This window comes from Actinomadura sp. K4S16 (assembly GCF_008327685.1).
GTDB lineage: Bacteria > Actinomycetota > Actinomycetes > Streptosporangiales > Streptosporangiaceae > Spirillospora.
This window is the reverse complement of record NZ_BDDE01000024.1, coordinates 22960-36941: the sequence shown is the minus strand read 5'-3', so window position 1 is coordinate 36941 and position 13982 is coordinate 22960. Positions and strand designations below refer to the sequence as shown.

The 13982-nt window shown below is 74.0% G+C and carries 12 protein-coding genes; 3 read left to right on the top strand and 9 right to left on the bottom strand.

Annotated elements, in window-relative coordinates; genetic code table 11:
• Nucleotides 1–28: 28 nt before the first annotated feature.
• The gene (locus tag K4S16_RS36195; RefSeq protein WP_235037296.1) at nt 29–1459 is read left to right on the top strand and encodes an MFS transporter; all 1431 of its coding nucleotides are present in this window, start codon (nt 29–31) and stop codon (nt 1457–1459) included.
• A gap of 3 nt (nt 1460–1462) precedes the next feature.
• Here the strand turns inward: K4S16_RS36195 and K4S16_RS46845 are convergent, their stop codons facing one another.
• From K4S16_RS46845 to K4S16_RS36160, 7 genes are all read right to left on the bottom strand, one after another.
• The gene (locus tag K4S16_RS46845) at nt 1463–2311 is read right to left on the bottom strand and encodes an ATP-binding protein (RefSeq protein WP_308800947.1); all 849 of its coding nucleotides are present in this window, start codon (nt 2309–2311) and stop codon (nt 1463–1465) included.
• Between the two features lie 63 nt (nt 2312–2374).
• Complete coding sequence (locus tag K4S16_RS36185; RefSeq protein ID WP_149263592.1) at nt 2375–3064, bottom strand: 1-acyl-sn-glycerol-3-phosphate acyltransferase; 690 nt, start codon at nt 3062–3064, stop codon at nt 2375–2377.
• 103 nt (nt 3065–3167) lie between these two features.
• Nucleotides 3168–3794 (bottom strand): GPP34 family phosphoprotein, encoded by a 627-nt coding sequence (locus tag K4S16_RS36180; RefSeq protein ID WP_149263591.1) that lies wholly within the window; start codon nt 3792–3794, stop codon nt 3168–3170.
• Nucleotides 3795–3796: 2 nt separating this feature from the next.
• Entirely contained in the window at nt 3797–4036 is a 240-nt protein-coding gene (locus K4S16_RS36175; RefSeq protein WP_149263590.1) for a hypothetical protein, read from the bottom strand.
• A gap of 12 nt (nt 4037–4048) precedes the next feature.
• Nucleotides 4049–4963, bottom strand: a complete 915-nt coding sequence (locus tag K4S16_RS36170) for an SPFH domain-containing protein (RefSeq protein ID WP_149263589.1) — start codon at nt 4961–4963, stop codon at nt 4049–4051.
• Nucleotides 4964–5088: 125 nt separating this feature from the next.
• Nucleotides 5089–6627, bottom strand: coding sequence for an MFS transporter (locus tag K4S16_RS36165; RefSeq protein ID WP_149263588.1), 1539 nt, complete (start codon nt 6625–6627; stop codon nt 5089–5091).
• Nucleotides 6628–6695: 68 nt separating this feature from the next.
• Entirely contained in the window at nt 6696–9779 is a 3084-nt protein-coding gene (locus K4S16_RS36160; RefSeq protein WP_200842317.1) for a BTAD domain-containing putative transcriptional regulator, read from the bottom strand.
• A gap of 53 nt (nt 9780–9832) precedes the next feature.
• Between K4S16_RS36160 and K4S16_RS36155 the strand changes: the two genes are divergently transcribed.
• Entirely contained in the window at nt 9833–10258 is a 426-nt protein-coding gene (locus K4S16_RS36155; RefSeq protein WP_200842316.1) for a limonene-1,2-epoxide hydrolase family protein, read from the top strand.
• 94 nt (nt 10259–10352) lie between these two features.
• Here the strand turns inward: K4S16_RS36155 and K4S16_RS36150 are convergent, their stop codons facing one another.
• Nucleotides 10353–10847, bottom strand: a complete 495-nt coding sequence (locus K4S16_RS36150; protein ID WP_149263586.1) for a hypothetical protein — start codon at nt 10845–10847, stop codon at nt 10353–10355.
• Between the two features lie 209 nt (nt 10848–11056).
• Between K4S16_RS36150 and K4S16_RS36145 the strand changes: the two genes are divergently transcribed.
• On the top strand, nt 11057–12316 hold the full coding sequence (locus K4S16_RS36145; protein ID WP_149263585.1) for an NAD(P)/FAD-dependent oxidoreductase: 1260 nt from the start codon (nt 11057–11059) through the stop codon (nt 12314–12316).
• Between the two features lie 54 nt (nt 12317–12370).
• Here K4S16_RS36145 and mctP read toward each other — a convergent pair whose 3' ends face one another.
• On the bottom strand, nt 12371–13981 hold the full coding sequence (mctP, locus tag K4S16_RS36140; protein WP_149263584.1) for a monocarboxylate uptake permease MctP: 1611 nt from the start codon (nt 13979–13981) through the stop codon (nt 12371–12373).
• Nucleotide 13982: the final 1 nt, after the last annotated feature.

Here is a 13982-nt window from a genome sequence, read left to right as displayed (position 1 = left end):
CCGTTCCTTATTTCCGGAGAGGTTCCCCTTGACCGCAGCCCACGGGCGGACGGCCGCACCCCGGGAGTCGACACCTCCCGGCGCCGCCGCGCCGCCCCTCCATCATCGTGCAGGAACCGTCCTCGCCGTCATCGTCGGCTGCCAGCTCATGATCGGCCTGGACACCTCCGTCGTCACCATCGCGCTCCCGGACGTCCGGGCGGGCCTCGGCCTGACCACCGGGGGCCTCGCCTGGATCCAGAACTCCTACATGCTCGCATTCGGCGGCCTGCTCCTGCTCGGCGGGCGCGCCGGGGACGTGTTCGGGCGCCGCCGCGCCTTCACCGCCGGGATCGTGCTGTTCACCGCCGCGTCGCTGGCCGGCGGGCTCGCGGAGGCGGGCTGGTGGCTGCTGGCCGCCCGCGCCGCCCAGGGCGTCGCCGCCGCCGTCGCCGCGCCGAGCGCGATGGCGCTGATCGCCACGAACTTCGCGGGAGCGGCCCGCGTCCGCGCGCTGAGCGTCTTCTCCGCGGTGACCGGCGCGGGCGCCGCCGTCGGCATGATCGTCGGCGGGGTGCTGACCGAGGCCGGGTCCTGGCGCTGGGTGTTCTTCGTGAACGTCCCGGTCGGCCTGGCGCTGGCCCTGGCCGCGCCGCGCGTCCTCACCGAGACGCCGCGCCGCCCCGGCCGCTTCGACGTGCTCGGCGCCGTCGTGTCCACGACCGGCATGACCGCCCTCGTCTACGCGCTGATCCGGGTCGGGTCCGACGGCTGGGGCGACGGCCGGGCGGTCGCGGCGTTCGGGGCGGCGGCCGCCCTGCTCGCCGCCTTCGTGGCGGTGGAGTACCGCGCCGGCAGCCCGGTCATGCCGCTGTGGCTGCTGACGGGCCGCGACCGCGCCGCGTCCTACCTGACCCAGCTGTGCCTGGCGGCCGCCATGTTCGGCTCGTTCTTCTTCCTCACCCAGTACCTGCAGCAGGTGCTCGGCTACGGGCCGCTGCGCGCCGGCGCCGCGTTCCTGCCGATGGTGGGGATGCAGTTCCTCGTCGTGCGGACCGCGCCGCGGCTGCTGGCCCGCCTCGGCGCCCGCCCGCTCGTCGTCGCCGGGACGCTCCTCGTCGGCGCCGGGCTGCTGTGGCTGTCGCTGCTGTCCCCGGGGGACGGCTACGCCGGCGCGCTGCTGGCGCCGTTCGTCCTGATGGGGGCGGGCGGCGGGCTGTCGATCCTGCCGCTGAACGCGACGATCCTGGGCAGTGTCGAGCCGGAGCAGTCGGGTGCGGCGGCGGGGGTCGCGCAGACCATGCTGTGGTCGGGCGGATCGCTCGGCTCGGCCGTCATGGTGACGGCCTACGGGTCCTCCTCGTCCGGCCGCGGCCTCGCGGGGACCGTCGACGGGATGGACGCGGCGTTCGCGACCGGCGCGGCCTTCGCCGCCGCCGCGCTGCTGGTGGCGCTGGTCGTGCTGCGCGTCCGGCGCTGAGGCTCACGCGGGCGGGGGAGCGGCCTCCTCGAACCAGGCGAGCAGTTCGGTGTCGCCGACCAGCCTCGCGGTGTCGGCGGCCGACGGCGACCCCGCCAGCGGGTCGGCCCCCGCCTCCAGCAGGGCCCGCACGACCTCGGTCTCCCGCTTGAACACCGCGCCCGCGAGCGGCCGGTGGCCGAGATCGTTGGCCCGGTCGGGGTCGGCGCCGCGCAGCGTGAGCGCCCGGACGGTCTCCGGATGCCCGTGGCAGGCCGCGTGCATGAGCAGGGTCTCGCCCCGGTGGTCGGACAGGTTCACGGGCACCCCGGCGTCCACGTGGGACAGGATCCCGCGCGTGTCGCCGGCGCGCGCCATCTCGAACAGCCGCCTCGCGATCTCGTCGGAGCCGGGCCGGGAGCCGTCTCCGAGGGGGAGTTCGCTGTCGGCGGTGAGGAGCCCGCCCAGGCTGTCCTCCCCGTAGGTGAGCCGCTTCTCCAGCGCGACCAGCGCCCCGTCCTCGGGGAACGAGGCGAACCGGACGTCGTCGGCCAGCGCCCGCATGATCATCAGTCCGCGCCCGTTCTCCGCGGACGGGTCGGGCGGCGCGAAGCGCGCGGCGTCGAACCCCGTGCCGGAGTCGATCACCTTGATCACGCAACGCCGGTCCTGGATCATCGCCCGCACGGTGTAGTCCGCCCCGTGCTCGGCGTGCTTGATCACGTTGGTGCACGCCTCGGTCAGCATCATCTCGATGTCGTCGCGGATGTGGCCCTCGACACCGAGCGCGGCGAGCGCCGCGTCCAGGAGCTTTCGCGTCGCCGGAACGCTGGCCACGTCCCGCGGAAGCACGAGGTCCATGGTGATTTCCACATCATCTCCATCCGTCCCCATGAACTGTGCCCCACCGGCCGCGATGAAACATGGGACGGACGGTCAGCGCGGGTCGGCGGGCCTCGGCGCGTACTCGTCCACGTACTCCTGGCCCGACAGCCGCTGGATCGCCTCCATGATCTCGTCGGTGACCTCCCGGGCCGCCCGGCCGCGCGGCACGCCCTTGTCCCGGTCGCGGAAGTCCATCGGCGCGCCGATGCGCAGCCCGATCCGGCCCGGCCGCGGAACGGCCTGCCCCCGGGGCTGCACCTTGTCGGTCCCCTCGATCGCCACCGGGACGACGGGCGCCCCGGTCCGCATCGCCAGGCGCGCCACGCCCGTCCGGCCGCGGTAGAGCCGCCCGTCCGGCGACCGCGTGCCCTCGGGGTGGATCGCGAACACGCCGCCGCGCTCCAGCACCGCCGCCGAGGTCTCCAGCGCGTCGAGCGCGGCCCGCCCGCCGGACCGGTCGACCGCGATCGCGCCGACGCTGCTGAAGAACGTCGCGGTGGCGCGGCCCCGCAGGCCCGTCCCGGTGAAGTACTCGTGCTTGCCGAGGAAGTGGACCCGCCGCGGCACCATCAGCGGCAGCACGAACGAGTCGAGGAACGCCAGGTGGTTCGCCGCGAGGATCACCGGCCCGATCCGCGGGACGTGCCGCAGGCCGCGCACGCTCGGCAGGAACGCGACGCGCATCGCGGGTCCCATGACCACATGCTTCATGAGGGGATAGATCAGGCGTTCGGGGTCCATGTCCGAGCAGGCTATGGGGCGCGCCGTACCGCCGCCGTTGGCGCCCGATACAAGTTCGGCGGCCGGGATCTTGTAGGAACCCGCACTTGCCCCGCCCCGCGGGTCAGCCCCCGGCGGCGGCCGCGTTCAGCTGCCGGACCAGCTTGCGGACCGCGACCGCCGCCGGCCCGGTCCGCGCCGTCAGCTCGTCGATCCGCCGCCGGTGCCGCCGCCGGTCCGCCCCCGGCAGGACGGTCTTCAGCTCGCCCGCCGCCGCCAGCGCCACGGCCGCGGCGTCGTAGCTGTTCACGTGCGCCACCGGACGCCCCCGCAGCGCCGACGACGCCCCGCCCCACAGCGCCTTCACCACCCGGGGGTCCTTCACGGTGACCTCGTGGCGCGGGAACAGCCCGAGGACCCTGCGCGAGCGGACCCTGATCCAGCCGCCGCGCACCAGTTCCTCGCGCACCACCGGCACGATGGCGCGGGCGTCCTTGCGCACCCAGTGCTGCCACGACCGGGGCCGCGACGCCGCGATCTGAGCCAGCACCCCGTACGGGTCGTCGCCCGGCGTCCCCGGGACGGGCCTGCGCCGCTCCTCGCCGAGCCGCCCGTCCAGGTACAGCTCGGTCAGCGCGGCGGCGCGCAGCACGTAGCCGAGCCGCGCGCCGCCCCTGGTCATCCGCTGCTTGCGCAGGTCGTACGCCAGCAGGTACATCCGCGCCGGCAGCGAGTCCGGAACATCGACCATGGCTAGTCCTCGCCCCCGCCCTCCGGCGGGCTCCCCTCGTCGTCGTCCCGGGCCTTGCGCGGCCGCCCGGGCCTTCGCATCCGTCCCGCCGACCCGGGCATCCGCCCCGCGTCCGCGAGCGCCTTGCGCAGCAGGAACTCGATCTGCGCGTTGGTGCTGCGCAGCTCGTCTCCGGCCCACCGCGCCAGCGCGTCGTGCACGGCCGGGTCGAGCCGCAGCAGGATCTTCTTGCGCTCCGCCACCGGTCGCCGCGGTCACTGGTAGAGCGAGCCGGTGTTGACCACCGGCTGGGCGTCCCGGTCGGCGCACAGCACCACCAGCAGGTTGCTGACCATCGCCGCCTTGCGCTCCTCGTCCAGGTCGACCACGTTCTCCTCGTCCAGCCGGTCGAGCGCGAGCTGCACCATGCCGACCGCGCCCTCCACGATCCGCTGCCGCGCCGCCACCACCGCGCCCGCCTGCTGCCGGCGCAGCATCGCCTGCGCGATCTCCGGCGCGTACGCCAGCCGGGTGATCCGCGACTCGATGATCTTCACGCCGGCGGACGCGACCCGCTGCGCCAGCTCCTCCGACAGCTGCCCGGTGATCTCGTCGGCATTGTCGCGCAGCGAGGTCCGGTCGTGGGCGTCATAGGGGAAGCTGCCCGCGATGTGCCGGACGGCGGCCTCGGTCTGGAACGCCACGAACTCCACGAAGTCGTCCACCTCGAACACGGCCCGCGCGGTGTCGGCCACCTGCCACACCACCACGGCCGAGATCTCGATCGGGTTCCCGTCCAGGTCGTTGACCTTCGCGAGCCCGGTCTCGTGGTTGCGGATCCGTGTCGACACCTTGCGCCGCTCCGTCAGCGGGTTCACCCACCGCAGCCCGTCGGTGCGGACCGTCCCCTTGTACCGCCCGAGCAGTTGCAGCACCCGCGCCTCGCCCGGCGCCACCGGCGTCAGCCCCGCCGAGACGACCAGCCCGGCCACCCCCAGCAGCGATCCGATCACGACCCCCACCGAGAAGGCGGCGGCCCCGCCGACAAGCACCCCGGCGACCACCGCCGCCGCCCCCGCCAGGACCAGCAGCAGCGCACCCCCGAGCATCCCCCACCCGCTCCGGTCCGCCGCCGCCCGCTCACTGGTCTTCGGCCGTGGCATCTCCACCCCCGCCGCCGCGTCCCCCATCCGTTCCTCCCTCTCCCGAATCAACGACATAGCAAAGTGATATCACATTTTTCGGTCCGGGGGAACGGCCGGGATCCTCCGGGCACACCGTGATCCCGCCCGTCGTCCGGGCGGGACCAGGGAGGTCAGCGGGCCGAGACGAGCTCGGGCTCCTCGGTTTCGGGGATTACCTTGGGGACGTTCCGGAGGGTGATCAGGGCGAAGGCCGCGACCAGGACGGCGAAGCCGGCGCTGCAGGTGAGGGCGGCGTGCATGCCGTCCACGAAGGCGTCGCGGGCGGCGGCGGAGACCTCGGCGGCGAGCGTGCCGGGCAGGTTCGCGGCGGTCTGTAGCGCGGCGCCGAGGGAGTCGCGGGCGGCGGAGGCGGCCGGGGCGGGGACGCCGGCGGGCAGGTCCAGGACGTTCCGGTACACCGCGTTCAGGACGCTGCCGAGGACGGCCATGCCGAGCGCGCCGCCGAGTTCGGTGGCCGTCTCGGAGATCGCGGACGCGGCGCCGGAGCGGTCCTTCGGGACCGATGCGAGGACGGTGTCGGCGGTGACCGTCAGCCCGAGCCCCATCCCGATGCCGGACAGCAGCATCGCGGGGACCATCGCCCAGTAGGAGGTGTGCAGGCCGATCGTCGTGAAGAGGGCGAAGCCGCCGGCCGAGACCAGCATGCCCAGCGCGACGACGCGGGCGCGGCCGAGCGCGCCGATGAGCGGCGGGGCGAGCGCGGCGCCGCCGATCATGGCGCCGGCGGCGCCGGGCAGGCCCGCCAGGCCCGCCTTCAGCGGCGACCAGCCGAGCGCGAGCTGGAAGAACAGCGAGAAGATCAGCGACTGGGCGACCAGGGCGAACATCGCGAACATGTTGGTGCCGATGGAGCCGGTGAACGCGGCGCGGCGGAACAGCCGGACGTCGATCAGCGGCTCGGCCGCGCGGGTCTGCCGGACGAGGAACGCGGCGAGCGAGACGGCGCCGACCAGCGCCGCGACCGGGACCTGGAGCTCGTCCACGCCGTGCGCGGCGGCCTCCTTGATCGCGTAGACGAGGCCGAGGACGCCGAGCACCGACAGCGGCACGCTGAGCAGGTCGAGGCGGCCGGGCACGGGGTTGCGCGACTCGGGCAGCACGGCCGCGCCGGCGACGAACGCCACCGCCATCAGCGGCACGTTGATCATGAAGACGGAGCCCCACCAGAAGTGGTCGAGCAGGGCGCCGCCGATGACGGGGCCGAGCCCGACCGCGAGCCCGGCGACGCCGCTGAACGCGCCGACCGCCATCGTCCGCTCCTTCGGCTCGGTGAACGCGCGCCGCAGCAGCGACAGGCAGGACGGCATGAGCGTCGCCCCGGCGACCCCGAGCAGCGCGCGGGCCGCGATCAGCAGTTCGGCGCTCGGCGCGTAGGCGGTCACGGCGGACGCGGCGGCGAACACCGCGGTCCCGATCAGCAGCAGCCTCTTGTGGCCGATGCGGTCGCCGACGCCGCCCATGGTGATCAGCAGGCCGGCGAGCGCGAACCCGTAGGCGTCGGCGATCCAGAGGATCTGCGTGGCCGAGGGGTGCAGGTCCGCCGACAGGTGCGGGACGGCCTGGTTCAGCGCGGTCAGGTCGATGTTCGGCACGAGCGCGACGAGGAGGCAGATCGCGAAGGTGCCCCACTTGCGGGCTGAGGAGTTCATGCCCGTGAGGTTCGCGGGCCGCGCTGACCGTCCGCGCACCGTCCGCTGACGGCGCCGGCGCCGGCCGGTCAGCCGGCGGTGAGCAGGGCGAGGGCCTTCTCGCGGGGGAGGGCGGCCCCCCGGGCGTGGGCCGCCTCGTAGGCGTCGCCGAGGAGGGCCCGGGCCTGCGACGTGACGCGCTCGGTGTCGGGGTCGCCCGCCGCCTCGACGCCCCGCAGCGCCATGGCCGCGCCGAGGAGCAGCGCCGCGCGCTCCCCGTCCCCGTCCCGCGCGGCCAGGCCCGCCAGGGCGACCGCCGCGTCCGCCTGGTAGCCGAAGATCGGGTGGTCGAACGACATGTCGACCGCCTCGCGCAGCAGGGCCCCGGCCCGTGCGGCGTCGCCCTCGTCCGCCGCGAGCCATCCGAGGCCGACCAGCGCCGCGCCCCGCACGCCGGCGGCGATGAAGCGCTCGGACGAGTAGCCGGTCACCGCCGCCTCGTACATCCGGCGCGCCTCGGCGGCGTCCCCGCGCAGCCGCGCGACGTCGCCGAGCCCCTTGCACCCCCCGGCGATCTTGTCGGGTGTGCCGGCCCGGCGGGCCAGCTCGACGCCGCGCTCGTAGTCCGCCCGCGCCGCGTCCAGGTCGCCGGCGTGGACGTGGACGGCGGCGCGCTGGTAGAGCAGGTCGGCGGTGTCCTCCAGCGCGCCGAGCTCGCCGACCAGCTCCAGCGCCTCGTCCAGCAGCGCGAGGGCCCGCTCCCGGTCGCCGCGCCGGTCGGCGAGCTGGGCGAGCGGGTCGAGCGAGTTGGCGGTGCCCCAGCGGTCACCGCAGGCCCGGAACCCGCGCACCGCCTCCTCGCACGCGCTCTCCACCTCGGCCAGGTCGCCGCTGAACTGCGCGAGGAACCCGTCGCTCATCCGCAGCAGCGCGCGCGTCCACGGGTCGTCCCCGACCTGCCGCAGGAAGAGGTCGTAGTCGGTGCGTCCGGGGCCCGCGGTCAGCGCCCACAGCACGATGACCGCCGGGTAGCGCACCGGGCGGTCGATGCCGCGCAGCAGCTCCGCGGCCCGGTCGAGCCACGCCACCGCGCGCTCGCCCGTGGCGCCGCCCGACACCGCGTTCGTGACGCACAGGACGTACTCCTCGTCGAGCCCCTCCGGCGGATCGGTGCCGACCACGTCCAGCAGCTCCGACGCCAGCGGCGCGCCCTCGACGCGTCCCCGCAGCCACCAGTACCACGACAGCGGCGCCATGAGCCGGAGCGCCAGTGCCGGGTCGGCGCGCGTGCACCGCCGCAGCGCCGCGTGCAGGTTCCCGTGGTCGGCGGCCAGCAGCCCCAGCCACTCCAGCTGGCCGGCGCCCCGCAGGTGGGGCTCCGCGCGGCGGGCGAGGTCGGCGAAGTACTCGGCGTGGGCCCGTTCGAAGCGTTCCGCCTCACCGGCCGCGGCGAGCCGCTCGGCGCAGAACGCCCGCACGGTGTCGAGCATCCGGTACCGGGACCCGTCGCTCTGCACCAGCGACTTGTCGGCCAGTTCCACCAGCAGGTCGTCGGCGTCGTCCAGGCCGCACACGCCCATCGCCGCCTCCAGCGTGAACGCCCCGGCGAACACCGTCAGCCGCCGCGCGAGGGTCTGCTCCGCCTCGTCCAGCAGGTCCCAGCTCCACTCCACGACCGCCCGGAGCGTCTGGTGGCGCGGCGGCGCCGTCCGGTTGCCGCGCGACAGCAGCCGGAACCGGTCGTCCAGCCGCGTCGCGACCTCCGCCACCGGCAGCGACCTGAGCCGCGCCGCCGCGAGCTCGATCGCGAGCGGCAGCCCGTCCAGCGCCCGGCAGATCGCGAGGACGGCCCCGGCGTTGCCCCCGTCCACCGCGAAACCCGGCCGCACCGCTTCGGCCCGGTCCAGGAACAGCCGCACGGCCGGATAGCCGGGCAGCTCCTCCGGGCGCGCGTCCGCGGGCGGGACCTCCAGCGGCGGCAACGGCCGCAACGCCTCACCCGTGATCGCGAGGGCCTCCCGGCTGGTCGCCAGCACCCGCAGCTCCGGGCACGCGCTCAGCAGCCGGTGCGTCAGCTCCGCGACGGGCGCGACGACGTGCTCGCAGTTGTCCAGGACGAGCAGGACCCGCCGCCCCTCCAGCGCCGTGACCAGCCGCTCCACCGCGTCCGGCGGCTGCTCGCCGGGCATCGGCCGCATCCCGCCCTCGCGCAGCCCGAGCGCCGCGAGCACCGCGTTCGCCACCTCGCCCCCGGAGACGGGCGCGAGGTCGGCGAAGCACGCCTCGCCGCCGTACCGCCCCGCCGCCTCGATCGCCAGCCGCGTCTTGCCCGCGCCGCCCGGCCCGAGCAGGGTGACGAGCCGCCCGTCCGCGAGCATCCTCCCGACGCGGCGCAGCTCCTCCTCCCGCCCGATGAAGCTCGTGAGCTGCGCCGGCAGGTTCGGCCGGACGGCCGCCGGAGCCTCCCCGCGCAGGATCGCCAGGTGGACGTCCGCCAGCTCCCGCGACGGGTCGGCGCCGAGCTCCTCGGCCAGCACCGTCCGGCCGTCCTCGAACACCGCGAGCGCCTCCGCCTGCCGCCCGCTGCGGTGCAGCGCCCGCATGAGCAGCGCCCGCGCCCGCTCCCGCAGCGGCTGCGCGTCGACCAGGTCGCGCAGCACCGGGACGACCGCGCCGGGGTCCTCGGCGAGCATCGCCTCGCCGTACTCCTCGACGGCCGAGGCCCGCTCCTCCTCCAGCCGCGCCGCCTGCCCGGCCGCGAACGGCGCGGACACGTCGGCCAGCGCGGGCCCCCGCCACAGGCCGAGCGCCTCCCGGAGCAGCCCGGCCGCCTCGTGCCGCCCGGCCGCCTTCGCGTCGGCCACGAGCCGCTGGAACCGGTGGACGTCGACGTCCTCGCGCCGCACGGCGATCCGGTACCCGGCGGCCGTCCCCTCGACCAGCGCCGCGTCGCCCAGCCCCCGCCGGAGTCGCGACACCTGCGACTGCAGGGCGTTGGCCGCCCCGCTCGGCGGGTCCTCCCCGTACAGGCCGTCGATGAGCCGCTCGGTCGGGACGATCCGCCCCGCGTCGAGGAGGAGCATCGCCAGCAACGCCCGCACCAGCGGCCCGCCCACCGGCACGGCGGCCTCGCCGGCCCGGACCTCGACGGGTCCCAGAACGCCGAACTGCATCCCAGGATTCTCCCGCATTACGGTGGTTCCACCGACCTTCGGAGGGACGCGCCATGACCGAGATCGAGATCGTCACCGACTTCCTGTCCGCACTGGAGGACCTCGACGTCGACCGCGCCATGACCCATGCCGCCCCGGGCATGGTCTACCAGAACGTCCCGCTCCCGCCCGCGCGCGGCAGCCACGCGGTCGAGAAGACCCTGCGCGCCATGACCCGCTACGGCACCGGCTTCGAGGCCCGCGTCCACAACATCGCCGCGAACGGCCCCGTCGTCCTCACCGAGCGCACCGACGTCCTGGAGAGGGGCTCCTGGCGCGCCGAGTTCTGGGTCTGCGGCACCTTCGAGGTCCACGACGACCGCATCACGCTGTGGCGCGACTACTTCGACTGGACGACCTTCCTGGCCGCCTCCGCCAAGGGCCTCGGCGGCGCCCTCCTCACCGCCCTCAACCCTCGCCCGAAAACCGCCGCCCGCTGAACCCGCGTCCGCTGACGGCCGCTGGAGGAGCGTCGCGGTGGCGGCCACCACGGCCGACCCCGATGCCGGCCCGGTGGGACGGAGCCGGTTCGTGTCAGCAGGTGGGGATCTGGCAGCGGAAGTAGAAGGTGTCGTCTGCGCCGAAGTGACGGAGCTCGATGGTGAACAGGCCACCGGTCCTGACGGTGTGCGCGGCGGAGCCTCCGTAGGGGTGGTACCAGCTCATGTAGGCGTATCCCTGGCCGCCGGTGCGGTCGACGGTGTAGGTCACGTATCCGCCGTTGTCGCCCTGGACGCCCGGCCTGGAAATCCAGGTGACCATGCTGCGCGGGGCGATGTGGTCGGGCGGCCGAGGGTTCCAGGTGTCCCCGAAGTCGAGGTGCTCGGCCTTGAGGGTGAGCGAATACGTGGTCTCGTTGTGGAACCAGCCCTGCACGAGGGCCCCGTCCGTGCGAGACGCCACCGGAGCCGCGGATCCCCGGGAAGCGGCCGAGGCCGTCGGGACCGTCAACGCGAGGACGAGTGTGATCATGGTCAGCGGCGTGACCGTCCGGGTCGGCTGTCCGAGGACGTATGGGGGCCTGAACATGGGAGCTCCTGGCTTCGGTGAGTGCGCCGCGGGGTCGAACGCATATTGCCATGGGGCGACTACGGAAAGTAGATAACTTCGGGTGACGCGATGCTCACCGCGCTCAGGGCCCCGTCAGATCCGCCGCCCGCACGCGGCTCATCCGGCAGGGCGGACCTCGGCGCGTTCCCGCCGGTGGCCGTAGAGTGTCCGCCTCGGGAGGAGCAGCGTTGGAGAAGATTGACACGCTCGTCATCGGTGCCGGGCAGGCGGGCCTGTCCACCAGCTACTGGTTGTCGAAGGCGGGCGTCGAACACCTCGTAGTCGACCGGCGGGACCGCCTCGGCGGCGGCTGGAACGACCGCTGGGACAGCCTCCACCTCGTCGCGCCGAACTTCACCGTCATGCTGCCCGGCATGCCCTACGCGGGCCCCGACCCGGACGGGTTCATGCCGCGCGCCGAGGTCGTGGAGCATCTCGCGGAGTACGCCTCCGTGATCGACGCGCCCCTCCGCCTGGGTGTCGACGTCGAGCGGCTGGAGCCCGCGGACGGCGGTTTCGTCGCGCATACGGGCTCAGGCGCGATCGCGGCCCGCAACGTCGTGCTCGCGACCGGCCCGTACCAGCGTCCGAAGACCCCGCCCCTGTCCCGGCAGATCCCGGCCCACGTCCGGCAACTGCACTCCGCCGACTATCGGCGCCCGCAACAAGTCGCGGACGGCGCCGTCCTGGTGGTCGGGACGGGCCAGTCCGGCGCCCAGATCGCGGAGGAACTGCACGACGCCGGGCGCGAGGTCCACCTGGCCGTCTCGGAATGCTCCGCCGTGCCCCGCCGCTACCGGGGCCACGACTCCCACTGGTGGCTGACGCAGGTGTTCCTGCACGGCGCCGAGGTCGGCGTGCCGTTCCCGACCGCGGCGGACCTGCCCTCGCCCGCCGCCCGCTTCTCCTGCAACGCGCACGTCTCGGGTAAGGACGGCGGCCACGACATCGACCTGCGGGAGTTCGCGCGCCGCGGCATGCGCCTCTACGGACGCCTGGAGTCCGCCGACGGCACGACCGTGCGGTTCAGCGACGACCTGAACGAGCGGCTGGCCCGCGCCGAGACCGGGTTCGAGGAGAAGGGCCGTCCGCTCATCGACGCCTACATCACCGCCGCCGGCCTCGACGCGCCCCCCGACGACCGCCCGCCCGCCGGCACCTTCGTCCCGCCCACCGCCACCGAGCTCGACCTCGACGCCGCCGGCATCGGCACCGTCCTGTGGGCGACCGGCTTCCGCCTTGACTTCTCCTGGGTGGACGTCCCCGTCTTCGACGAGTGGGGCTACCCGCGCCACACCAGAGGCGTCACCGAGCACCCCGGCCTCTACGCCGTGGGCCTCCCGTGGCTGCACTCCGAACCGTCCTCCCTCTTCCTGGGCATCGCCGCCGACGCCGCCCACATAACCGACCACCTCACCTTGACCTCCTGGACGCCCCGTGCGGGGTAGCGGCCCGTGGCGGACGCTTGGTGCGTCCGCCACGGGCTGCCGGGGGTGGAGGGGTCAGGTGGAGGCGGACAGTTCGAGGTCCTTGACCCTCGGGTCGCCTTCGTCGGCGAGGTAGTCGGCGGCGCGGGTGGCGTCCTCGCCGTCGGCGAGTTTGGCGGCGCGGCAGATCAGGGTGCCGGCGACCGCGACGATGACGTTGACGGCGAGTGCGAGCATGCCGGTGTAGATCGCCATCTTGGTGTCGAGGCCGAGGTCGCTGAGGGGGTAGGCCGAGCCGCCGAAGTGCTCCTTGCCCTTGGCGGGGTTGGGGATCTGGTAGAGCATCCACAGGCCGGCGGTCATGCCGGCGGCCCAGCCGGCGATGAGGGCGCCGCGGTGGAACCAGCGGGTGAGCAGGCCGAGCCCGACGGCCGGGAGGGTCTGCAGGATGATGACGCCGCCGATGAGCTGCAGGTCGATGGAGAACTGCGGGTCGAGCGCGAGGATGCACACCACGGCGCCGGCCTTGACGATCAGCGAGACCAGCTTGCTGACCGTGGCCTCCTGCTTGGCGGTGGCGTCGCGGTTGATGTACTCCTTGTAGATGTTGCGGGTGAACAGGTTCGCGGCGGCGATCGACATGATCGCGGCGGGGACCAGCGCGCCGATGCCGACGGCGGCGAAGGCCACGCCGGCGAACCAGTCGGGGAACATGTGGTCGAACAGCAGCGGGACCACGGTGTTGGTGTCGGGTTTGCCGTCGGTGCTGACCGGTTTGACGCCCGCGGCGATGGCCATGTAGCCGAGCAGTGCGATCAGGCCGAGGACGAAGCTGTAGGCGGGCAGGGCGGCCATGTTGCGCTTGATGACGTTTCGGCTGCGGCTGGCCAGCACGCCGGTGATGCTGTGGGGGTAGAGGAACAGCGCCATCGCCGAGCCGAGTGCGAGCATCGCGTAGTTGAGCTGGCCGCTTCCGGCGATGGTGATGCCGTCGCCGGGGGCGGGGGTCTTGTCGAACTTGGTCTTGGCGGCGTCGAAGATGTCGCCCCAGCCGCCGAGTTTGGCCGGGATGTACAGCACCGCGACGATGATGACCAGGTAGATCAGCACGTCCTTGACGAAGGCGATCAGCGCGGGCGCGCGCAGCCCGGACTGGTAGGTGTAGGCGGCGAGGATCACGAACGCGATGATGATCGGCCAGTGCCCGTTCACGCCCATCGCCTTCAGCACCGCCTCGATGCCGACCAGCTGCAGCGCGATGTAGGGCATCGTGGCGACGATGCCGGTGATCGCGACGACGAGCGCCAGTGTCGGGGAGCCGAACCGGGCCCGGACGAAGTCGGCCGGCGTCACGAAGCCGTGCACGTGCGAGACCGACCAGAGCTTGATCAGGACCAGGAACACCAGCGGGTACACCACGATCGTGTACGGGACGGCGAAGAAGCCGGCCGCGCCCGCGCCGAACACCAGGGCCGGGACGGCCACGAACGTGTAGGCGGTGTAGAGGTCGCCGCCGATCAGGAACCAGGTGATCCAGCTTCCGAAGCTGCGGCCGCCCAGGCCCCACTCGTCCAGGCTGTGCATGGTGTCGGGTCGCCGCCATCGGGCGGCGACGAAGCCCATTCCGCTGACCAGCAGGAACAGGGCCGCGAAGATGATGATCTCGGTGAGGTGGTCGCGTGCCATC

Coding starts and splice junctions, on each gene's coding strand:
- K4S16_RS36150 (WP_149263586.1), bottom strand. CDS start 10,847: ATGTTCAGGCCCCCATACGTCCTCGGACAGCCGACCCGGACGGTCACG.
- K4S16_RS36180 (WP_149263591.1), bottom strand. CDS start 3,794: ATGGTCGATGTTCCGGACTCGCTGCCGGCGCGGATGTACCTGCTGGCG.
- K4S16_RS36185 (WP_149263592.1), bottom strand. CDS start 3,064: ATGGACCCCGAACGCCTGATCTATCCCCTCATGAAGCATGTGGTCATG.
- K4S16_RS36160 (WP_200842317.1), bottom strand. CDS start 9,779: ATGCAGTTCGGCGTTCTGGGACCCGTCGAGGTCCGGGCCGGCGAGGCC.
- mctP (WP_149263584.1), bottom strand. CDS start 13,981: ATGGCACGCGACCACCTCACCGAGATCATCATCTTCGCGGCCCTGTTC.
- K4S16_RS36155 (WP_200842316.1), top strand. CDS start 9,833: ATGACCGAGATCGAGATCGTCACCGACTTCCTGTCCGCACTGGAGGAC.
- K4S16_RS36165 (WP_149263588.1), bottom strand. CDS start 6,627: ATGAACTCCTCAGCCCGCAAGTGGGGCACCTTCGCGATCTGCCTCCTC.
- K4S16_RS36170 (WP_149263589.1), bottom strand. CDS start 4,963: ATGGGGGACGCGGCGGCGGGGGTGGAGATGCCACGGCCGAAGACCAGT.